Source organism: Gilliamella sp. W8126, from assembly GCF_016102185.1.
In the GTDB taxonomy this organism is placed as follows: domain Bacteria; phylum Pseudomonadota; class Gammaproteobacteria; order Enterobacterales; family Orbaceae; genus Gilliamella; species Gilliamella apis_A.
In genome coordinates this window covers 571,149-593,771 of the sequence record NZ_JACFPE010000001.1, presented here as the reverse complement: position 1 = coordinate 593,771, position 22,623 = coordinate 571,149, and the positions used below count along the sequence as shown (strand labels likewise).

Sequence of the window (22,623 nt, the reverse complement as noted above, 5' to 3'; positions counted from 1 at the left end):
AAGCAATTGTTGTTAAACTACAATCATTAGATCTATAATTCAAAAATTATATTTATATAGCAGATAAAAATAGTGAAATATAAATTATTAACAGGAACTTTCTTTGTACCCATTATCGCCCTATCGGTAGTAACTCAGTTATATATACTTATTCCTGTTTATTCTGATTTAGTACTTTTCATAAAAGGGGCAACTTTAAATAACATTGGCTTACTGACATCTTTATTCGCTATTTTTTATGCAATTGGATTTATTATCTGGGGTGGATTATCCGATCGAATAGGAAAAGAACGTACTTTATCCATAGGGTTATTGCTATTAGCAACAATTAGTTTCATTATGCCGTTTATTACTAACTATTATTGGTTACTTATTTGTCGAACACTCCAAGGATTTTGTGCTGCATCGTATCCGCCTGTGGCAATTGCTTGGATTACGTTAAATCTATCGGAACCATCGAAGTCTAAGGCTGTATCAATTATTAGTTGTGCTTTTCTGTTAGCTGGTATTATTGGGCAGTGGTTCGGCTCTTTGATGATCACAAATTCTCTTTATCCAGCTATGTGGATTTTAATGGCCATCTATATTTTTGGTTCGCTGTTATTTTTCTATCAAACTCCTAAAAAAACTCACCAAGAAAATTCTAGTAATATGAAAGCTTCACTATTTTCAATATTCAAGCAATTAGCGCGAGTTTTATTTAGCAGAAAATTATTTCCAATTTATTTATGTGCTTTAATTGTTTTATTAAGTTTTGTCACACTTTATTCCATTCTACCAAGTAATAATATTGCCGAATACATCCCGACACTAAGAAAGATTGGCCTTGTTGCGATGCTATTTAGTCTTACCGCAAGTTATCTATTCAGATATATTAAGCCAGTTTATGTCCTTACTTTAAGTCTATTTTTAATGACAAGTTCTCTTCTTATACATTATCTTTATTTAAATGATCAGTTAAAGAACATTTACTTACTTTTCATTAGTCATTTGATATTTATCGTTGCACTTGCTTACGCTGTCCCATCGATGATTACCTGTGTAGCCACTCAATCAGCAATTGAGGACAGAGGCATTGCAACATCTCTGTATACTTGTATTCTCTTCATTGGTGCAAGTTTGGGGGCATTTTTGCCTATTATTTTTAAGTCTAACACCCTAATTCTATTCATCTCAATTTGTATCTTTATTGCTTTAGTACAACTTATATTACTTAATAAAAAATGATAGATAGTAAATGTTAGATTTAATGTAACAAAAGATTTCTTAGAAGATTATGAGCAGATAAAAAAATTATATTTTTTAAGCGAGATCTCGAATGAGATTTAATAAAAACTGGCCGTCAGAAATAGAATTGTTTACATTTCAGTTGGTTAAGTAAATTAAAATAGCAAAAATTTCTCCATAAAATAAGAAATAATTTTGAAAACAATTAATATCAATTCAAAAGATAATAATCCTACTGGACTTGAACCAGTGACCAATCGATTATGAGTCGCTTTTGTAGCTTTATTGAGTTAAAATTAAATTATTAAAAAACAAACAATTAAAGAGGTTAGCCACCCTTATTGCTGTATATTTGTTCACTATTTTTTACAAATTTTTACAGATTTTACGGCACAAATATGTCACACACCCTACTTTATGCCTCGATCAATCTTCCAAAATTTCACATCAATAATTCACATCCAAATATTTTAGTTTATGATACATAAAACTAACTATTTTTAATCTCATGATAACAATCAAATACACTGTACCAATTTACATACGCATGACGCCCGACGATTACGAAAATGAAATCACGGGCGAATGCTACATAATAAACAGTCAAGACGATCATAACTACGTTTTCTATCAAAATGATAAAACTATGTTTGATATCGCAGATTTTGTGACGCTTTATGAAGCGATTGAATACTGTGTGTTAAAAATTAATAGCGGATTAATGCTAATTTAATGCAAAATACCTGCTTTTGTGGTGGGTATTATGTTTTTATTATCTAAATTATTTAAATCAAACAATATTAAATCGAAAACAGTTAATCAATGGTTAGACGAATATGTCAAAATCTTAGCTGAGCGTGAGTTAAAACCTAAAACCAGAGAGATAAAAGCTTATCTTATCAAAGTTATTCGTCGAGAAATTGGCGACCAATTAGTAAAAATAATAACACCTCCAGACATAGCGAAAATTATTAAAATCTATACAGATCAGGACAAGGCTCCTTCAGCTAAGAATATGTACCACCTTTTAACGGATGTGTTTAGGGAAGCTTACGCTCAAGGATGGAATGATAAAAATCCTGTCGATCCAATAAAATGCCCAAAAGTCGTCGTTAAACGCTCTCGTATGACATTAAAAGAGTTTAAAAAAATATTAAATGAGGCTGATAAAACAGGTAATGATTTTATGTATAGAGCAATGATGCTAGCGCTAGTGACTGGCCAACGCCGATCTGATATAGCTGTTATGAAAAAATCTAATGTGAAACGAAATCACCTACTAATTGATCAATATAAAACTGGATCAAAAATAGCATTACCAGTGAAATTAGAATGTAAGAAAGTTAAAACATCATTGCGTGATATTATTGACTCATCAAAAAACGATTATTTAGTTAGCATTAATAATGAACCAGTAAAACTGGATAACATAACTAATCAATTTTCACGGTTACGTGATAGAGTTTTTAACAGAGATTATTGGACAGGAAATCCTACAACTTTCCACGAAATAAGATCACTATCAGAACGTTTATATCGAGAGCAAAAAATTGACACCATGACACTACTTGGCCATAAATCTCAAGCAATGACAGATAGATACAATGATAGTCGTGGGCGTGAGTGGCGATATCTCAAAGTTTGATCTATGATTGAGATCTAAGCCCATCAATAAGGCTTATCAGGAAAAATAACGTTAATATCTGATGCATCAATCCGATTTAATAGAACTCGGTACTTTTTCCACGCCTTCAATTTGTCTTCATCACCATTTTCAGATATGTCAAGATCAATTGCGTCTTGTAGTATCGATATATTTTCATTAGCTTCATTCAATAATGAGCTTTTTAACATTTTGTTTTGTTTTATTTTAAATGCGTTTTGTTCCTCTTCATCTAAAACCCATTTTTCGCCGTTCCATCGACTAAACTTGAATGGCTCTAGTAGCGTAAATTCTTTTTTTATTGAACCGAGATATTCAACTCTGGATGATTCCTGAGTTTCTATGTTATAGACTGTTTTATCACGATGATCTTCAACTAAATGCCATCCCCCATCCTTTTCACATGGGTGAAACCCTTCTTTAAATTCAGGTTTTACACGCAATGCATTATCTGGTGGTAATGTATCATCATTAGCATCCAATTGATGTGTATATGGTTTTAGTTCATTTGTATTGTCAAAATAATAATTTATCATAATTTTTCCTATTTAATTTTTACCTACTCGGCAGGTAGGTAGCGCCGAAGATGATGCCATCCGTGAAATTTGGGGGCATTTTGATACGGGTGTAGTACCAAATCACAATGAATATACGAGAGGTGCATTTTTTGGAACTTCAGCCATTAATCCAGCAAACTCTGCGTTTCAATCAACGACAGAATGGTACACGTGGGGATTTGATTTTTATGCATCACGAGTTGTACCTACCGCACATGAAAATAGACCTCTTAACATTGGGTTAACACCAACAATTTATTTAGGCGTTTAAACTCCAAGATAAATGGCTGGGGTCATACCTATATTTAAAGATCTGTTTTCGTTAGCCGTTGGAACTACTCTCGACGCATCAAAATCAAAAAACATATAGCGTAATTGTCGAGGATTAGTGCTTGACGATGAACTTGCAACGTAATCATCGCCAGCCGATAGTATTGATATTGCACCGTTTTTATCTCCCGTTTCGATTTTTGCGTGTCCGAGCAGAGCTTTAAAATTACCAGTCGGCAAACCACCTTTAATATTACGAATAGCGTCACCTTCGGCGCTACCTACCTGCCGAGTAGTTCCATTAACCGCACGTTCAAAAAAACCACGTCCATCGGGCGCAAATGCGGACGGTACATTGATGTATTGCTGACCATTAATATTTTTAATTGTTATTTGATGATCACGTTTATAATTATCTGATAATCGATTCAACGCCTGCCCCTGTGGCGAGCTTAGAAAATAGTTATCGCCATTTCTAAAATACCATCCGAACGGTAATTCACCAGCACGAAACGGCATTAATCGAAAATCACCAAGCGGAACAAATTCATGTATATTTGCTGTAGTTATTTGTTCGATCCAATTTTCCCAAAAACCACTAGTATTACTACCTCTGTAGTTTCTAATAAACTGACGTCCTGATTTATAGAGCGTATATATTTGCACACAACTTTGGTTGCCTTCTGTTAATGTAGGCAAAACTATGAGTGAGCCAGCCTCAGCAACAGGATAACCCAACTCCAATTTTGCTTTTGCATTTTTTGGCTGGTAATAAATACCTTTTGACATAGCGCCTAAACTGCCGATATGCGTATCAGCTAAATCACCACAGTATCGTACTAGAGTTTGAGGATCAATAGTTGATGCCCATCCTCTTGCTTCATCCGCTGATTTTTTTGCTTCATTACGTGCAGCAATAACATCTTTGATAAATTCGGGCGTGACTTCTGTCTCGATTGGATTTGTTAAATAATCATTTAATGTACCGTTTAGAGAATCAGAGTAAACGCTGATGCTACCAAGCCGTTTTTTTGGAAAACCGTTAATAATTAAACTAACATCATACTCACAAGGTGAAACATTCATTGAATATCTGCCGTCAATAGCAACTGTGAATGCTTGAGTCTGAACTAGAACTTTGCTAGTCGTTTTTTTTGCATATAGTTCAATAGTGCAGTCATTAATAATTTGTCCCGCACCGTCTGTTAAAATACCTGATATTTTTGCCATAATTTTCTCCAGACATAAAAAACCGCTACACGAGCGGTCTTCTTTTAAAACTTAATTTATAGTTTGAGTAGTTCTTTTAATTTTTTTTCTTTTTCTAAATTTGCACATTTAACATCAACTAATGTGTGAGTTTTATCGGTCGGAAAATTATCTAATTTTTGCCTGATCGATCCATTAACTTTAAGTTTCAGATCGTAATGATTTTCACTGATCTTTTTAACATTTATAATTTCGTATGTTTTTAACCTTCCGCCTAATGCATTCTCCTTATAAATTGCGTTGCAATTTATATTTTCAGAATACGAATTAGTAGAAAATAACAACATAAATAGTAATATTATTTTTTTCATCATTGCCCCATTTTTAAAATTTAAAATAATTTTCAGCATCCAAAACCAGAACTGGTTGTTCAGATATAAATGAATGGATTGGCAATTCAGATTCCAACCACCACACCTTAAACGCTTTTTGAATTGTTGTTGATAGCTCATATCCGTTTGATCTTATCCCTATGTCGCAAAACCAACCTCCATTGCTATTTATTTGATATTCGGCCCCGATGCAGACTCTTGCGCACATTGGTCGTTTAATCCCATAAATTGAGCGCATTTGTCCTAGTAAATAATTATCAAATCGGGCAAATTTAGGATTAATTAAAACCTCATTACATGAATCATAGACAACATGTTTATTTTTATAGATTCGTAATCCATGTTTAGAAGTTTTTACTGCGCTTGTCCCAAAAACGACAGCTTTAGCCCTTACATTTCTTCGACTTATACCACCATTATGATCGTATGGGACATAAATCATGTCGTCTCGATCATCTAATCTCCAACTTCTACCAATTGAAATTGTAGGATCTTCACAATAGAAAAATATAAATGAGTTATGATGGCTTAAAGAAGAATTAATGGTTTGAATGCGCCACCCTTTATTGCTTATTTCAACATCTCCTTTCCAGATTACATTACTAAAATTAGTGTTTTGGTTGATCTGAAAAAATGAATTAACGCCATTAAATAAAATTCCATACCCATTAGTTCGCGATGGTTTCGGCCACGCAAGAAGAACTAATTGTTGAGAATCATTAATATAAACATCAGCAGGAAAATGAGAATGGCCTCCCATCGCATTTTTGCCATTTTTAAAACAAAGCTGGCGATTTTCATCTAAGTATGCAATTGGGTCCATAGATGCTACAATTACATTAGCGGCTGTTTCGTCAAACTCATCAATAAAACCACATGCATGAGACAGGTGGGCATAATAATCATACCCCTCTGGCACATATATTCCTGTCTTTGGATCAACGTCTTGCCCTATTGCGCCTATAATAAACATTGCTGTACAGTTGCTATCAAGATTATACGAAGGTCCTGTTTTACTAAAAACTTTAATACCGAATGACATTAAACCTCCAAATTACCAATTTGAACAACTAAAGCGCCCGTTTCATCAAATATTTTTATTGTTCCATCTTTCATGATTGTACCAGCGTTCCCGTTGCGATAATTTATTGTTGCAGAGCCGTTTTCATCAACAATAAATCTATCATTGATATTAATACTGCCACCCCGAATGATTGGCGCATTTATTTCAGTTCCAGCTATTAGACGGTCACCCCGAATTGTTTCTGTTGCAATTAAATCCCCATCAATAAACATTTTTGGCTCTATCCATTGAGCACCATTGTATAGCCGTGCTTCTGAGTGCGAGACCTTACCGTTACTACCTAATGAGTAGATAATCAGAGTTGTATCACGAGCAGGATAAAAGCCAAATTCACGATAAAACATTTGTGTTGCTGTATCATTAGCAGGAAATTTACCGTCTTGCGTTTGAATTCTGAATAATCCACCAGCACCATTTTCAGCAACCAATGTACGAGTATTAGCGATGTACATTTCAGAACGACCGACAACATTAACCGCATTTACACCGTACCAGTACTCAGTATCGGGCGTGCAATCGACGTCAGTAAGTGACATAGCTCGACCTAGATAGTTTGTTTTAGCCTCGGCCTCAGCTTTTGTTGTTCCCTTATAGAATTCAAATTGGGTACCTAAACTAGATGTCGCAGTCATAACGGGGCGAACTGCAATATTAAATGCACTTGGCGTTAATACTAATCCCGAAGGTTTTGCTGGCGGTAATATTGAAAATGCGATAGTCGTTTCATCACCTAATCGCCCATCTTCGCCTCCAACACCACGGACGGTCGCACTAAACTTACCCTGTTGCAGGTCCGATATGTAATACTCAGTATTGGCTACTATTTCACGGCTAACTAATTTATCATCACGATAAATCTTAACCTCGAACTTTAGGTTTTGAATCGTGCGAGGTGTAGACCAATATAGCCTTGCCTGATATACATCGGATTCAGGCGTGACTTCAACTTGCAATTGTTCGACAGGCGGAATATCCCAGTTGAAAAGAGTATTGTTTTCTTTTTCAAATACTGTACCTTTATCAACAATTTCTTCTTTATTATGGTTGTGCTCTAAAGCAGTAATCGAATATGTGCCGTCGTCATTTTCTGCTATAGAAAGCGCTTTAAATAGACGTGGTTTGATTTTATTATCGTATAAACACCAAACCGAATATTCATCAATGTTAACTGACTCTGTTAACACTATTTGATTAGAACTAGTTTGCTCATGTATTTTAATTTTTCGCAAATCACAATTAATATTAGTTACACACAAATACGCATCTGTAAGATTTTTTATTTCTATCTCTCTATCTAACGTAATTTTATCTCCCTCTATTAATTTAACTCGTCCGCCAATAGCCGTCCCTGCATAATCATTATCAGCGATGCCGATAATGTCGCCTGGTAAATGTCGAATTCCTTCACGACCAACCGAAAACGTGACGGTTTGGGTTTCGAGTTTTTCAGTTTGAATTATCCATTTTCCTACCCGATGAGCTTGCCCTCTTGATGTACACCCAAAAGCATCAACTTGAGCAACATTCAACCCGAATCGTTTAATTAACTCATCATCTGCAACGTACTCGGTCATTGTCTCCCAATTATTATCGGGATCAACGTATCGGACATGAACCACTGTATGACGATCTTTTAATGCAGCAGATGTATAGTTAAATTGCCCGTTCACAACATTAGTATTTGAGTAAATTGCAACTGTGTCACTAGGTCTATCCATTGCAACAGTATATTGAGAGCCATTCCATACAGGCATTGCTCTAAATACTGAACAAAGGTCGTTAATCACCTCGTATGCCTGTCTTTGTTCTGTTAAATAGCAATTACATGTAAAACGAGGCTCTCGCCCTCCAAACCCATCTTCGACTAATTGATCGCAATATTGTGCGACTGTATATAGTGTGAATTTATCAACACCGAACGAACCTAATCGCTCACCCATTCCATAACGTTTATTGGTCAGTAAATCATACAATATCCACGCAGGGTTATCTGTCCATGCTAATTTGAAATTACCTGACCAAAAACCTGTATATTCACGAGTTTCAGGATCATAGTTATCAGGCACTTTGATAATCATACCTTTAACTAAATAATTACGTCGAGGTATACCGCTAAACTGTTCGGAGTCGAATTTTAAACCGATTAATGCAGTATTTGGGTAAGAAAATTTAGTATCATAAATTTCAGTGTATGAACTCCATAGCGTGTCATTTGATAACGTTTGAGTAGTACTATCTGGTGTATTTCTAACAACTCGTATGTTAAATGGTGTTTCTGGCAACTCATCTATAATGACAGAAGTTAAATACTGGGAATTCGTTTTTTTATCAATCAAGTCAACATTTTTAATCGTTTTCCATGAGTATCCGTTCCCTATTTGTATTGACATAGAAACGTTGGTGCGATTTGTATTACCATTGTTATCTACAGATTTTAACGCTTGTACACCCACAGTTATCCGAACACGATCAACATTAGGGTCACTTATTGTTCGAGTAATTGGTGTTGTTTTTTTTATTGGTAGATTAACTGGTATTTCATTTTCTGTATATGAAAACCCAGACAATGGTTCTTGCGTTTGCGTACCTGTTACCAATTCAGCAGAAACCCCTTTAAAATTATATAACCCATCTGGTGATTGTATGGGGGTATCATTTAAATATATGCCTTGAAGATCTCCGACCAACCCTTTGATTTGCCCTTCGCCCAACATATCAACAATTCTTAAACACTGATGTGACTTGAGATTGTCTTTAGCTTCACGCGGAGTTTTTGCTTTTTTTGATCCTTTACCCATTTCTTTTATTTTTCCTATTGATGGTTTACCAATCTACACTTCTTACTATGTAGCAGATGTAGTTTCTTCAAGAACTTCTAAACCTTGAGATAACACTTTAGATCCAATTTTTATTCGTCCGTAAATCATCGGTACAGGAGCGCCTTGTGCTATTGTGTTATCGAGATTTGAAAAATATGTATTTCTATTGCTTTCGCCTGATTTAATTTCAGTTTTTGGTGTTTTTGTTAATAATCCTGCAACACCACCTAGCATCATCCCTGCTCCAGCAGCAACTAATGCAAACCCAATTCCAGTAGTCACCCCAACTATCACTCCAGCAACAGCTAACGCAGCACCAGCTATAAAACTAAACATACCGCCTTTTGCACCTGCAACCTTTGGGACGATATGAATAACGGCATTTTCAGGCAATCGACTATGCAACCCAAACTGCAAATTATCATCAGTCATATCAACACCATTAATGCGAACTCGAAACCAACCATCCATGATTTTTTGGCGTAACCCATCTATTTGACAATAAAGACCGTTTAATCCTTCTGCTGCTGTTTCGATATTCATATCGAACTTGTAGCCATATTGTTTAAGATCGCCGTATAGCCTAATTTTTGCCATTTTTTATGTCTCCAAATTGAATGCGTGTAATCTATCCAAAAACCGCCGTATGCATCTCGCTTAGATAGTCGATTTGGACAGTGATGTAATATTTGTTGATTGCCGATATAGATTGCGGCATGATTGGGTGTTGATGAACCGAGACAAACAATGATTACATCACCTTCGTGAAGGTTTTCTGCCTCTACTTGCTCAAATCCATTTTTAGGCAGTAAATCTAAATATAGGTTTTGTCCGTTATGCCACCAGTCGTCTTGACGTTCGTAATCTGGTAAATCAATTCCAGTCAGCATGTAGGCATCTCTAACTATTGTTAGGCAGTCATTTTTACCATGTTCAAATTCACGACCAAGTAACGGCTTTATATATCTAAATTTATGAATTTGGTTATCACAAACGAGCCACCAATCGACGGCTGTTTTTTGCTGAAAAAGTTGATCTGCCGTGCTGAGTATGCGTTCACCGTAAGGGTGAGAGTGTACAACTGCTGTAATCTCTCCCTTTTCTTCGGCTTTTATCCAATCCTCAGGTGAAATTTCGAACGTTTCGGTTGGTGTAGGTGAAATGTTATTGCATGGCATGTAGATTTTGTTATCAATAACAAAACCGCAACACTCAGCCTCACCGCATTGTTTAGCATGATTAAATATTTGTGTTTTCATAATTAATTAAGAGAGTTTAGCTGCAGTTGGGAAACCACCAAAAGGAAGGACAGCGTGTTGACCAAAGCGAAGTTTACATCCAGTCAAGCATCGACTACATTTATCTTTAGTGATGTCATTTGTTGGTTTGTCGAATTCATCAGCTACTGCACCGCCAGTATAACTACATTCCGACGAGCGATATATCCAACTACAAGTGTTAGCAATAATTACACGGGCAGGAATTAATGCACCGTCAGACTCGCATGGCAATGCTAATTCAAATGTAACAACCATTGAGTTTTGTTGTTTTACCTGCTCAATCACATAATTTGAAATAATTTCACAAAACGGATCGGCATATTGATTACCGCTCTCAAAATTCACCGCATCTAGATATTTGATAGGCACTTCATGACGAGTAACAACTGCGCCTAGTAAACCGTCAAAATCAACAATTAGACCAGTGATAAAGCCCATCGCATTACTAACACTCATGGTTGGACGGTTGCTTACGCCTTGTCCATTCTTTTCAAAACCCTCAACTTTTATGGGGTATGGCTCATAGATATTACCTTGCCACGTTATCGGTCGGCGAAGTTCATTTAAGCCATTATGAAATCGAAATATTGTTTTGTTACCTATGATTTTAGTTAGATCAACTTCATACAAATCAACAATAGCATCTTGCTCTATTTTTGCGATATCCAGCAACATTTTTTGCGGTATCATACGATAACCTCCTCAAATGTTGTGGTAATTGATACTGAAGTGTTTTTAACGTTTGTTGACCAACTAGGACATTTAACTGTGATTAATCGATTGGTGTTTGGTTCTCTCCATTTAAACGCATGTACACCACCTTGACGAGTTAGGAATGCATCTATTACTGGTGCATCATCTCGATGCACATTTAACGTTACACTGTATGTGCGCAAATCATTATTGATTCCATCTTTTATACGTTGCTCATAACCATCGCCAAATTTGATTATTTTAACTTTTGGCTCTGCTATTACGCTCATACTCGGTGCAACTTCCCAATTAAATGTTTCCATATTTTCTCCAGACATAAAAAAACCGCCACTAGGGCGGTTTGTGCGAATTTTAGTTACCAATGTGGCAGTAAACGATAGTTCATGCCTATTTTAAGTGGGGCGATCAGGAGCTCAAAACGGCAACGAGACAGCGGACGCACTCCCTCACGAAAGCATTTTATTAGTCGCACTCAAGATCAAAATCAGTAAAATAAATAATCTTTTAATCTTATTTTATTTCTAAATTTTCGTAACCCCATCTTTCAGTAGATATATTGTACATAAGGTTCATTGAATAATGATTTCTAACAATCCCACCAAAGCTATTTTGAGCATCAACGTCTCCACCAATATAATAATGGCATACCCCTTCCAGCTCGCCGACTCCAATTAAATCTCTATCTGCTGGATATGGAAAATTTGCTGTAGAAGGTGATTTTAATCTTGATTTGACTATATATTGAGCTTGATTCAAAGCGTCTACTACACGTGGACAAGTTTTTTTACCACAACCAGTCAAAAATAACCCAATCAACCCAATATAAATTATCTTTTTCATTCCATTTCCTTATTTAATAAATTTAATAAATGGTATGAAATTTTAGTTCTTAAATCAACGACGATTTAATTTACCGCCTGGTCGAGTTTGCTCATCTAGTATTGATAACACAGATTGTTTTATCAGTATACCGATTTCTTTGCCGTCCTCCTCGCTAATATCACCTCCGCCAACATTGACTGGTACATTTACAGTAATACTGCCGCCAGATGATTTAGATGTATCAAGGAAATTTTTTAAATCAGCATTTGTGCGCGCATCAACTACTCTCTCTCCTTTGTCTAATAACCAAGTACCTTCACTTGGAATATTATCAATACCACTATGCGCCATACCTGAAATAGTTTGAGCAGCAATTAGCCCAACAGATGCATAACCTAATCCTCTAACAAGAGAAACTGCTGGAATACCAAAAATAGGGCCAAGTTCAAGCGCTTTTGCTGCAGCAACTTCTGTACTAATAATTGCTTGAGCAATAGCAGAAGCCTTACTAGCTAAAAACATCACTTTATATGCTGCTGATGATTCGCCAGCTGTTTGTTTAAACATTTCAGCAATTGACCCAGTTAATGATGAAAATGTACCTAACGCTGCCATTGTATATGCCGATTGCAACTCTTGTTGCTTATTCTGCATAGTTTCCTCGATACTCACAACAGCATCTGCATATTCTTGGTGATTTATTAATTTTGCATTTAACAAATCAGTTTGAATTGCAATCTGCTGTTCCTTCCAATCTTTTAAATTTTTTTCATCTTCAGCAACTTTGATTAGTTCACTACCAGGTCCATTATAAGAATTTTGAATACTTAACGTAGGCGCTGATTGGATCATTTTTTGATTCATTTTTTTAAGCAACTCTTCACGTTCTTTCAAGGAAACGTTACTTTTTTCAAGAACTGACAGATTTTGTTTGTAACTATCAAATTGTTGTTCGGTAGGACTACGCATTGAATCAAGAATAGATTTGTATTCTTTTTGGGCATTAAGTTGATCAAGTTCAACAGCTTTAGTTTCAAGCGTCTTTTTCTGAATTTCAGATAATTTACTTAATTCGCCCTCTGCTAACTGGCGTCTGAGTTTTTGCAGTTCTGTGATATCAGTGTAGGCATTGATTTGACCGTTAAGTTTATCTAGTTGGGATTGATAAAGATTGGTTGGATTTTCACCAACACTATTGTAGTTTAATTTTCCCTGTTTTTTATAACTTTCGCGTAACTTCTCCATATACGCGTTCAACTTTCCGGCTAATTCAGTTGACATTTCTGCTGATAGTTTCTGATTGGTCACTAAAGCAATAAGGTCTTCTGAATGTGCCAGTGCTGCATTACCTGCTGCTTTTTGTAAACCCGCTAATATATAAGCCTGTTCCGCAGATAATTTTGTTTTCTTTTGGTTTTCATTAAGTTCCTGGTTTAATATAGCTAGTTGGCTATCAAGGTTAGGAAAATCAACTAGGTCAAGCTGTTTTACACCATTATTAGCAGCTTCTGACGCTTTATTCATAGCGTCTAGCTTTTCTTTTTCCTGAGCTAATACATTTACATTGTTTAGTAATTTACTTGTCAATTGGACTAATGATGATCCAAACTGTTCATTATTAAGTGTCGCTACATTTAATTGATTGTTAGCTTCATATAACTCTTCACCAAAACCATGATCTAGCAATGTTCCATTTTTAACTTGGTCATACAAAGTTGTTATTTTTTCTATATATGCATCAATTGCTTCTGCGTTTTCAGAAGGTAATACACTTTGAACCTTAGGGTAATCATGTCCAGTTGGCTCAAATTTAGATAATGCTTTTGTCAAATCTTCTTTAAGAACAGAGATATTTTCATCAACTTCTTTTTCTTTATCTTTAACGTTTGAATTGGTGTCATTTTTATACACGGCTTGACTTGCTTTATCAAGTTCCTTGTATTTTGCAATCAATTGATCAACAGGTAATTGCAGATCTTCGATTGGTTTTTTAGCACTATCCGCGCCATCTCTCATTGAGAAAAAAGCCGTCCCAACAGCTATGGCTGTCATCGCTAGTCCTAATGGACCACCAAGTACTCCTAACAAGGTACTACCAGCACGAGTTAAAATAGTCATTGCGCTACTTGATAACTTAAGTCTCTCATTTGCTGCCCTAAGTCCATTTTTAGCCTGTGTTTCCCTTTCAGTTAGAGCAATTTCTTGAGCTTCAAGTGCTAAAACAGCTCTACGTACATGCATGCTAGAACTAATACCGGAAATGTTTTGCAATCTAGCGATTGTCGCCTGTTTTGTGCTTGCAATAGATTGTTTTTCAACTGCTATTTTTTGCAGTTCGGACTCAGCAAGATGTTTTTGAGCTAATGCAAGATTTCTAGTTTTATTAATGTGATCTACTATTTCAACTGAAAGAGTTTTTACTGACGAGTATACGCCATTTAGATAATTGCTAAATTTGGCCGATACAACTGCCGCTCCAGCTACCGAAACTAATCCAATATTATCAGCTAAAATTTTTAAAGCTTTCGATATATTATTAGTTAATCCAAGACTATTATTTAATTCGTTAACTAATTCTCCAAAATCATTAGATATTGCATTAAAGCCACCTTGAAGAGTATCACCCATGGCATCTGCCATTTTACCCGTTTCATCCTTGGCCTTAATCATCGCATCAGAAAATTGACGCATTGAAATTTCACCAGACATACCGAGTTGGATAATGGTAGCTTCAGATTCGCCCATGGAGTCAGATAATGCAGTAACAACATTTGATGTTGATGACAATATTTTTTTAAAATCACCACTGCTTACTTTACCCGTAAGCAGTGATTCATTGATTGCATTTATACTTGTCGATACCTCAGTTGCTGATGTCGCATTTATTTTATAACTGTTTGACATCGCCTCGATAAAATCGACCGTTTCATTAGTACTGTAACCTAAATCAGACATTGATGAAGCAGTCGCAATATATAACTTTTGGGAATCTGAAATCGCTTTACCATTTCTGTTACTTATTGCAAGTAACCTATCTTGAACTAATTGATAATCATCAGCAGATCCGCCAACTGAACTTATTGCCATTTTGACGCGATTGGCCATTTGCCCATAGTCATCGGCCATTTTCAAAATACCAGTAATTGAAAAATCAATTCCAAGTGTTTTGGTCATCTCGGAGGCTGAAAATTTTAACTTACTTAAATGCTGATTGATTGCTTGAATTGATTTGTTATTGTTAGCAATGTGTTGATCAAAACGCCGTGAATATTTCTCCATTGTTTTGTAATAATCATTACCAAGACGGGTTGCTCTTTTAATTTCTCGTTGATACGATTCTGAATTTGCACTGAGTCGTATCACCAATTCTCGCGGTATAGCCATATTATTTTCCAATTAAGTTAGATAATGCATCGAATAAAGTGACTGGTTGCTTTTTCTCTTCTCTAAATTTAATTAAACAGTCGTCAAAAGAGACTTTTCCACCTTGTGAGCGATATATAGATGAAGAAATTTGAGCTGCATGCCAGTCATTTCGCTCGTCACTGATAGGATTTAATTTATCAAATGCGACCCAGTAGTAAAATTCACTAGCTGAAAGTGATTGCTCAAGTTCAGCTAGCGTTTTACCAAGCCTTAATGCTAGCTTTAATTTAAAGAAAAGCTCTGGTTCATTTTCTACTTTTTTTCAGCCTCTTTGAGAGGATCGTTATTTAACTCTATCAATTCGAGGGCTTTATTCAGTACTCGAGTATGAACAGGACCATAACTTTCTACTAACGCCTCCATTTCTTTACTGTCATTACTATTGAAAATAAGGTTACCGTTTTTATCAATTACGGTTGCAGCAAATAATAAAGTTTCAGCTTTGATATTAAGTAAGTCTTTTTCTTGCTCAGTTAATGAGTCATCTTTTGACGTTTTTTCAATGGATTTTACATAACGATAAAAATCAATATGTAACGGTTCTCGAACACAGATTGTCGTATTCCATTCTGCTACCTGAAACTCTTTAGTGCGAAAGCCTGAATTTTTAGCTGTGATAATTTTCTTTAAATTCATTATGATGTTTTCTCCACAGATTAATTAGCTGGAGTCGGTTCATTAAACACAAATGAGCCTTTTACTTTGAATGCGAATGAACCGGTTAAAATGCCATTCTTTTCGCCTTTAAACTCAAAATTGGTAACGCGCGCAATCCAGTCAACTGAACTACCATCCTCATGTTGGATTTTAAATGCGTAATTATTACCTGACTCATATGATTCTCTTAAAGCTTTTTGACCATCATTTGCTATAACAAAATTAACGTTCATTGATACCGTTGGTTCAGCCGGTAATCCACTAATGGTTTCTTTGGTACGAGAAGAAAGTGTTGAGACATCAATCTCTTCACCTTCTGGTGATGTCATGGAATAGTCGGTTACCGTACACTCCAAACTTAATTTTGGGGTGGTATCAGTGATGAATTTTGTTGAAGGATCTTTACTAATAAATACACCGATATCTCTAGTTTTGGTATATTCGCTTTGTGAGTTTTGTACTTCAGTCATGTTAGTTTCTCCAAAAATAAAAAAACCGCAATTAAGCGGCAAATAGGTTAATTTTTACTTACTGATTATTAAAGGTATAGCATCTTATGATGCTCTATAGAGCTATATATTTAATTCGTAATTAGGGTGACTTTTAACATTGAAAGGTTTCAATTGTTATTAGTATATTATTGTATCTGTCTTTCCTATAGATTAAAAATCTATAAATATCATTATGAAAATCAAACATTTAAATTATATAAACATGGTTTATTTGTATAGAGTGAAAGTTAAAAACTAAGCTCTATTTAATTGATTACGCTAATTATTTTTTTTATTGCTCTTTTATCTTGATTGCATCTTTCAATAACATTCAAGAGATGTTCGTTATATTTCACACTGTCACCGAATGTCATTTTTTCAGGCGGTAGTTTGGGCAAGCAATCACTGAGTAGATTTGCTGGGATTGGCTGACTCACGTAAACTTTTCGCTCTGTTGTACATGCTGCCAGAGATAGGCATAGGAATAAGCCGATTAGCACAATCATTATCTTTGAGTTGTTCATTGATTTGCTCCTGACGTGAAATAGATTGATTTTCTAGTTCATGTTTTGATAACTCGTTGTCAGTAATAATCTGATTATTTTTAATAATTTTTTGTTGCAATTGTTGCATCTGAGATGATAATTCAGTCATTTGCTGTTTTGCAGTTTGTTCATCTTCAAAACATTGATAAGCAAAATAAATGCTAAATATGACGATAATCAATAATGCTATCGGGGATAGCTTATAAATTTGTTTTAATTTATCCATTAGACTAACCCATTCACGTAAACCGTTTTACCGCTATTTTTGATTGCTGTTAAAACAATTTGTCGATTATAGTTTAGGCTAAAACCGATATGCACCCATTGGTTATGTTCCTGGATTAACTTATCAAACTGAACACCGGTATCAATTAAACGCTGGCAAATTTCTTTAGGTGTGCCATAAGCACAATGGAAATCAACAGCCAAGCCTTTGGTATGAGCGCTAGTTGATACGCCACCCACCCGGGCATTTAATAACGGGCAACGATAACCAGAAGTAATCATTATTGGAAAACCTAACACTTTTCTAACTAACTCTAATTTGTTAGCTGTCAGTTGAATATTTGCCATTAACTCATCTGGCACTCGATTATCTATTCTTAATCTGCTTGCAATGTTTGAATGGGTAAATTCTTCAAGTGTAAAATGTTCTGTTAGTTTCATTGTTCTCCAGCACTCCTTTTCATTCGTTCGGCAATGACTTTGATCATCTCTGCACCCAACCACCCCGCAGAGCCTGCCATACATCCTGTGAATTCAGCACTAAACTGTAGTGCTATTGATAATAAAATAGTCAGTGCGCCGGCAAACATAGAAACAATTAATTGGCATATAGCTATCTTTATCCCTACTGCTTTACCGTTAATGATATCAAATGCAGTTTTCGCAATAGAGCCTAGAGCAGCCATACCTAATGTCATTAGCCAATATAGCCAATTCGTAGGATCACTGTTTTGCATATGTTTAATCTTCATAGAAAGCCTCCATTTTGAGGCAATTAATTGAAATGACAGCGTAAAAGTAATCTTTTGTTGTAATTGTGATTAACTTTGTTGTCGATACTGTGAAACCGCAGAATTGAGGATTTGATAAAAAAGCAATTAAACGGCTGATTTATTGAAAAGGTTCATCAAAAAATTATCTTTTCAGATAGTTTATAAAGTAATAAATTACATTTTAAAGAATTAAAATATAAATTAATTTTATCTTTTAAAAGGTTTCTTTTCCCAGCGTTTCGCAAGCATTCAAATTTTTGGTCTAGATTATCTCGCTTTTCAATACGCGGAATGTATTCTACTAGCGATTTCGGTATTTTTCATATTTGCATTATTTATGAATACTGCATGTGTTTGTATATAGTTTATTCAAAAGCTTTATTACGAACTTTTCAAGCAATAAACTCATAACGATTTAATATCATTAATTAGATATTCAGGTGGGAAAAAACAGACATTTTGATGTAATTTAACTAATATATAGAATAACTCTTTGAGAACAATTACCTATCAATCAATATAAAAGTTGAATAATATAGTATAAAAAAAGCCCAAATATTAATTTGGGCTTTTTGTTTAATGCGCATTAAACTGCATTATTTACATATTATGCATTTAAACGTTTAAATAGTCAAGTCTTTGGTGTTTAAAAATTAAAATATTTTTCTCTACGTTAAACATTATGCTGTTTTTGAAAATAATTGGATAATATGACCACGTATAAAACATTCTGCAGCAAGTAATATTTTTGTAATTTCAGTTGTTTGCTTACCTAAAAGTTTTGCTTGTTTGCTGCATGATATTCCGCGAAGATAAAAAGACGTCAATATTGCCCAATATTCTATATTATCAGCTCTAAGTGTTAAAACCGCATTATCAACAACTTCTACTTCTTCTTCGGTTAAATACTGACGATAATCGAAATCGTTGGACGCACCAGCAAAACCTGATGATTTTGACGGATATTCAGTACCTATTCGCTTTAAAATACGTGTATTTTTCCATGCAATTAAAATATCTTTAGTTTCTCTCACTGCGCACCTCTGATTCTCTTATATAAATTTCAATACTACTGTTTTTAATTAAAATATAACTAGCTCTCATAATATTTTTAGTATTTGTTAACCTCATAAATTCAGTTACATAATTAACTTAACGTGTTTTTTTATTAATTTAATTAGTTTGCTCATGATTTATATTTTTCTCTGTTCAGGTAAAATTTACCGCAAGAAGCATCCATATCACCATTTACTGTTGTTAACTTCCTTGCACAAACAAATAAATTTATATCCATGTTATAAAAACAATCCCCTTTACACTCTGGGCATCTAAATCCTGTCGGAATTAATTTGTTTCTTGTCGGCATCTTTCACCTTATTTAAATCAAATCTGTTTATTTTTTCTCTACGTTGTTCATATAATTGTGCTAATTGATTCTCAATTTCAGCTATAAGATGATCTATTTTTTCCAATTGTTTCATTTTTATTTTTCCTCTTCTCTTGATAATTCATTTACTATTTTTTTGTTAAAAACTAATGATCACCGCTCCATCATTAACAAACTTAATACTCTTTTCTCTCTGAATGGTTGAGCTGATCAAATCAGTTTTGAGATAATTTTTTTATTCCTTGATTTATCTTTAATAAATAACAATGTCGATATAAGCAAACAGCTAACACCTACTTTTGATCGGCCAATAATACTATTCACAATAATTAATAATTTGATTAACATTTGTCTTGCCATCTGTGAATCTTGATTAAATACTGACATAACCTGTTTTTAACATTTGTTTAATGTTGGCGATGTGTGACATGCTCTTATCAGATACGCTTTGTTCGTATTTATACTCGATCATGGAAATAGTATTTTCTAGTTTCGGCAGATAATAATTAGCCCTTTCTTTAGTTAATAAACCGGTAAATACAGCGTGATTAATAGCGTCAACTCGCCTTGATTTATCATTACCAAGAGATACAAAGAACTCTATAGGACGGCAATACATCATTGATTCATTTACTAATCGCTCGTAAGCCTCAATAAATGTTCGTCTAGCACCGATTTTGTCACCATTACAATAAACAATTTCCGCCTGAGACCATGCTTTGGCTATTTCGTTTGTCCATACAACAGTGTTAGTTTCATCGCTTGCAAGTATTGCTATTGACCAGGCTTCATCTGGAGATAAATGATTACCAGCTCCGCCCATTAATTTAATCAAATCAGCAGGTTTTGGCATAAATTCACTTTTACGAACCCAAACATTAGCGGCTTTACGCAATGATTCAATCGGATATTGCCCTACTGTTGACCAGTAAATATTAACTTTGGTAGTGCTTGCTTGTTGTCCATAAAGCTCAAGCAATCCACCAATAACAGCTAAAAACTCATCTGTAATTTTTGCCATGATTACCCCCTCATACTCTCTAGAACCGCCCGGTTACGTTCGGCAAGTGTCATAAAATTAGCTTTGTTGTTTGGACTAGCCCGTTGATATTTACCTGCATTACGTAACCAGTTATTAAATGCAGCGTTCCAATCAATGTATTTTTTCCCGTTAGCCAAGCAATAGTCTTTAAATTTTATAAATTCGTTATCTAAATTGATATTTTCGTTAACTGCTATATCTTGATGATTAGTTGTTGGTTCAAAATCATCAGGAATTTGACATGCTCGTTTTTGCTTTTGCGACTTAGCCACAATAATATCTGTAGTAATCTTTGTAGTAGTCTTTGTCGTAATCTCTTGATCTAACGAACTTGATTTTGTAGCCATCTCGGCATCTACAATGTCGAGTTCGAGATGAGTACTGTTTATATCTCGTGGTAACTCAATCATAAATTTGGCGAAATTCCTTAAAACTTTATTCACTTTTTCATTATTAATTTTGTAATAAGTTTTATGTTGTAGGCGCTTTTCAGTAACAATTAAAACACCTCTTTCACATAACTTTTTAATTGCCGTTCTTTGTTCGTTATGGCTTAGACCTGTTTCATCTTCTAATTCATCACGCGTCTTATATACACCTAAATCAGAAGTCGCTTTGTCCTGCCAATAAAATAGTTGTGAAAAAAGAATGGCTGAACTAATCCCACCCAAAGGTTTAGCCAACTTTGGATAGTAGGCAATGGGGTTACCCATTGTTAGAAGATAATCGGTTGCTTTCAATTTACACCTCTCGTCGAATACTCAGCGTACTGAACACCATTCTCATGAACTAAACGACTATCAATGTCAAATCCAGGTTTCTTTAGATCATAAATGCGAGCACTTAATCTAAAACAACCATATAAATTTAATGCTTGGACTGGACTAATTGATTTTCCAGTTTGTAAATGGATCAATATTTTTTCGCATTGGCTTAGTGTTTTTTTATTGTTTAGCATCTTTATCATTACCTTAAATATTTGAAGTGCCGTAATACAACCATTCAACAGAACAATTCAAAGCATTTGCTATCTCGACAATATTTCTTGGTTTTTCAATATTACCAGCCTCTAAATCACTTATTGATTGTTGTTTCATTCCAACTAATTCAGCCAATGACGCTTGGCTAATATTAAGTTCGATTCTTTTCTTCTTAACTCTTTCTCCGATTGTCATTTAAACCTCAACATAAAATACAGTTATAACTGTATTAAATAACAGTTTATTCTGTTTGTCAATTACAGATTTATCTGTATTATTTTATTAATCATAAAGGGAGACTTTTAAAATGAATAACCTAGGTCAAAGAATTAGAGCTAGACGCGAAGAATTGGGATTAACTCAAGAACAAGTTGCAGAACAAGTAGGAATTAAACAACAATCCTACCAAGCTATAGAAAGTGGTAGCGTTAAAAAGCCTCGACACTTATACGAAATTTCAGTAGCTTTAAAATGTGATATGGCATGGTTATTAAGTGGAAAAGAAAAAGATGTAATAAACGTAGAAAAAATAGAAATTCACGCCCATCAAGTCCCATTAATAAGCTACGTGCAAGCTGGAGTATGGACAGAGTCGTGTGAACTTAGCGATTCAACTGGATTTGAATATATTATGACATCATTAGAATTATCAAATAAAGCATTTGCACTAAAAATAAAAGGCGATTCAATGGAACCAGAATTTAAAGAAGGTGATGTTGTTATTATCGATCCAGCTATAAAACCATTTCCAGGTGAATTTGTAGTAGCTGTAAATGGAGATGAAGAGGCAACTTTTAAAAAGTATCGTGAATTAGGATATGACGAGCATGAAAGAATGCAGTTTGAACTCATACCACTCAATCCAGACTACACAACTATGAGCACTTTAAAACAACAGATAAGAATAATTGGTACCATGGTGGAGCATAGAATATTTAGACGTAAAAGATAATAAAAAGGCATTTATCTGAAATTAAAAATAGAATAACTTAGAAAATTATTAGCTCAACAGTAATTGATACACCAAAGCTAATCATAAAAACAAAACTAATATAATTTA

General features: G+C 34.7%; 25 protein-coding genes and 1 pseudogene. 3 read left to right on the top strand and 23 right to left on the bottom strand.

What is annotated here, in order from left to right; all coding sequences use genetic code 11:
* Positions 1-72: 72 nt before the first annotated feature.
* Entirely contained in the window at positions 73-1,227 is a 1,155-nt protein-coding gene (locus H3S74_RS02830) for an MFS transporter (protein ID WP_198247170.1), read from the top strand.
* A 763-nt stretch (positions 1,228-1,990) separates the two neighbouring features.
* On the top strand, positions 1,991-2,872 hold the full coding sequence (locus tag H3S74_RS02825; protein WP_198247169.1) for a tyrosine-type recombinase/integrase: 882 nt from the start codon (positions 1,991-1,993) through the stop codon (positions 2,870-2,872).
* Positions 2,873-2,895: 23 nt separating this feature from the next.
* Here H3S74_RS02825 and H3S74_RS02820 read toward each other — a convergent pair whose 3' ends face one another.
* The 23 genes and pseudogenes from H3S74_RS02820 to H3S74_RS02710 all read right to left on the bottom strand — a co-directional run bounded on the left by H3S74_RS02820 (position 2,896) and on the right by H3S74_RS02710 (position 21,758).
* The gene (locus H3S74_RS02820; protein WP_198247168.1) at positions 2,896-3,426 is read right to left on the bottom strand and encodes a tail fiber assembly protein; all 531 of its coding nucleotides are present in this window, start codon (positions 3,424-3,426) and stop codon (positions 2,896-2,898) included.
* Between the two features lie 288 nt (positions 3,427-3,714).
* Complete coding sequence (locus tag H3S74_RS02815) at positions 3,715-4,947, bottom strand: prophage tail fiber N-terminal domain-containing protein (RefSeq protein ID WP_198247167.1); 1,233 nt, start codon at positions 4,945-4,947, stop codon at positions 3,715-3,717.
* A gap of 56 nt (positions 4,948-5,003) precedes the next feature.
* Positions 5,004-5,336 carry a hypothetical protein gene (locus H3S74_RS02810; protein WP_198247166.1) on the bottom strand — a complete coding sequence of 111 codons (333 nt, stop codon included), beginning with the start codon at positions 5,334-5,336 and terminating at the stop codon, positions 5,004-5,006.
* Positions 5,311-6,360 carry a hypothetical protein gene (locus tag H3S74_RS02805; RefSeq protein WP_198247165.1) on the bottom strand — a complete coding sequence of 350 codons (1,050 nt, stop codon included), beginning with the start codon at positions 6,358-6,360 and terminating at the stop codon, positions 5,311-5,313. The genes H3S74_RS02810 and H3S74_RS02805 overlap by 26 nt, the downstream gene beginning before the upstream one ends.
* Positions 6,360-9,200 carry a host specificity protein J gene (locus H3S74_RS02800; protein WP_198247164.1) on the bottom strand — a complete coding sequence of 947 codons (2,841 nt, stop codon included), beginning with the start codon at positions 9,198-9,200 and terminating at the stop codon, positions 6,360-6,362. Before H3S74_RS02800 ends, H3S74_RS02805 begins: the two co-directional genes overlap by 1 nt.
* Positions 9,201-9,245: 45 nt before the next feature.
* Entirely contained in the window at positions 9,246-9,818 is a 573-nt protein-coding gene (locus H3S74_RS02795) for a tail assembly protein (RefSeq protein WP_198247163.1), read from the bottom strand.
* A complete protein-coding gene (locus H3S74_RS02790; RefSeq protein WP_198247298.1) occupies positions 9,761-10,483 on the bottom strand; it encodes a C40 family peptidase in 723 nt (240 codons plus the stop codon). The genes H3S74_RS02795 and H3S74_RS02790 overlap by 58 nt, the downstream gene beginning before the upstream one ends.
* A 3-nt stretch (positions 10,484-10,486) precedes the next feature.
* Complete coding sequence (locus H3S74_RS02785; protein WP_198247162.1) at positions 10,487-11,191, bottom strand: phage minor tail protein L; 705 nt, start codon at positions 11,189-11,191, stop codon at positions 10,487-10,489.
* Positions 11,188-11,532, bottom strand: coding sequence for a phage tail protein (locus H3S74_RS02780; protein WP_198199768.1), 345 nt, complete (start codon positions 11,530-11,532; stop codon positions 11,188-11,190). Before H3S74_RS02780 ends, H3S74_RS02785 begins: the two co-directional genes overlap by 4 nt.
* Positions 11,533-11,725: 193 nt before the next feature.
* Entirely contained in the window at positions 11,726-12,055 is a 330-nt protein-coding gene (locus H3S74_RS02775; protein WP_198221439.1) for a hypothetical protein, read from the bottom strand.
* 54 nt (positions 12,056-12,109) lie between these two features.
* Positions 12,110-15,421, bottom strand: coding sequence for a tape measure protein (locus tag H3S74_RS02770; protein ID WP_198247161.1), 3,312 nt, complete (start codon positions 15,419-15,421; stop codon positions 12,110-12,112).
* A 1-nt stretch (position 15,422) separates the two neighbouring features.
* Positions 15,423-15,596, bottom strand: a pseudogene (locus H3S74_RS12640) (DUF4035 domain-containing protein); the annotation flags it as partial.
* Between the two features lie 119 nt (positions 15,597-15,715).
* Complete coding sequence (locus tag H3S74_RS02760; RefSeq protein ID WP_110433881.1) at positions 15,716-16,099, bottom strand: phage tail assembly chaperone; 384 nt, start codon at positions 16,097-16,099, stop codon at positions 15,716-15,718.
* 20 nt (positions 16,100-16,119) lie between these two features.
* Complete coding sequence (locus H3S74_RS02755) at positions 16,120-16,590, bottom strand: phage tail tube protein (RefSeq protein WP_198247160.1); 471 nt, start codon at positions 16,588-16,590, stop codon at positions 16,120-16,122.
* Between the two features lie 423 nt (positions 16,591-17,013).
* Positions 17,014-17,382, bottom strand: a complete 369-nt coding sequence (locus tag H3S74_RS02750; RefSeq protein ID WP_198247159.1) for a hypothetical protein — start codon at positions 17,380-17,382, stop codon at positions 17,014-17,016.
* Positions 17,382-17,822: a D-Ala-D-Ala carboxypeptidase family metallohydrolase gene (locus H3S74_RS02745; RefSeq protein WP_198247158.1), complete on the bottom strand. Its 441-nt coding sequence runs from the start codon at positions 17,820-17,822 to the stop codon at positions 17,382-17,384. Before H3S74_RS02745 ends, H3S74_RS02750 begins: the two co-directional genes overlap by 1 nt.
* Entirely contained in the window at positions 17,819-18,133 is a 315-nt protein-coding gene (locus tag H3S74_RS02740; protein WP_086364658.1) for a phage holin family protein, read from the bottom strand. The genes H3S74_RS02745 and H3S74_RS02740 overlap by 4 nt, the downstream gene beginning before the upstream one ends.
* A 701-nt stretch (positions 18,134-18,834) precedes the next feature.
* The gene (locus H3S74_RS02735) at positions 18,835-19,188 is read right to left on the bottom strand and encodes an antiterminator Q family protein (RefSeq protein WP_086364630.1); all 354 of its coding nucleotides are present in this window, start codon (positions 19,186-19,188) and stop codon (positions 18,835-18,837) included.
* Between the two features lie 294 nt (positions 19,189-19,482).
* Positions 19,483-19,635 carry a hypothetical protein gene (locus H3S74_RS02730; protein ID WP_181414666.1) on the bottom strand — a complete coding sequence of 51 codons (153 nt, stop codon included), beginning with the start codon at positions 19,633-19,635 and terminating at the stop codon, positions 19,483-19,485.
* 279 nt (positions 19,636-19,914) lie between these two features.
* Positions 19,915-20,562: a hypothetical protein gene (locus H3S74_RS02725; protein WP_198247157.1), complete on the bottom strand. Its 648-nt coding sequence runs from the start codon at positions 20,560-20,562 to the stop codon at positions 19,915-19,917.
* Positions 20,563-20,564: 2 nt separating this feature from the next.
* Positions 20,565-21,323 carry a hypothetical protein gene (locus H3S74_RS02720; protein ID WP_198199754.1) on the bottom strand — a complete coding sequence of 253 codons (759 nt, stop codon included), beginning with the start codon at positions 21,321-21,323 and terminating at the stop codon, positions 20,565-20,567.
* Positions 21,320-21,541 (bottom strand): helix-turn-helix domain-containing protein, encoded by a 222-nt coding sequence (locus H3S74_RS02715; RefSeq protein ID WP_198247156.1) that lies wholly within the window; start codon positions 21,539-21,541, stop codon positions 21,320-21,322. Before H3S74_RS02715 ends, H3S74_RS02720 begins: the two co-directional genes overlap by 4 nt.
* A 13-nt stretch (positions 21,542-21,554) precedes the next feature.
* Positions 21,555-21,758, bottom strand: coding sequence for a helix-turn-helix domain-containing protein (locus tag H3S74_RS02710; protein ID WP_086364626.1), 204 nt, complete (start codon positions 21,756-21,758; stop codon positions 21,555-21,557).
* Between the two features lie 112 nt (positions 21,759-21,870).
* Here H3S74_RS02710 and H3S74_RS02705 point away from each other — a divergent pair, with 112 nt between their 5' ends.
* Positions 21,871-22,515 carry a LexA family transcriptional regulator gene (locus H3S74_RS02705; protein ID WP_198221468.1) on the top strand — a complete coding sequence of 215 codons (645 nt, stop codon included), beginning with the start codon at positions 21,871-21,873 and terminating at the stop codon, positions 22,513-22,515.
* Positions 22,516-22,623 lie beyond the last annotated feature (108 nt).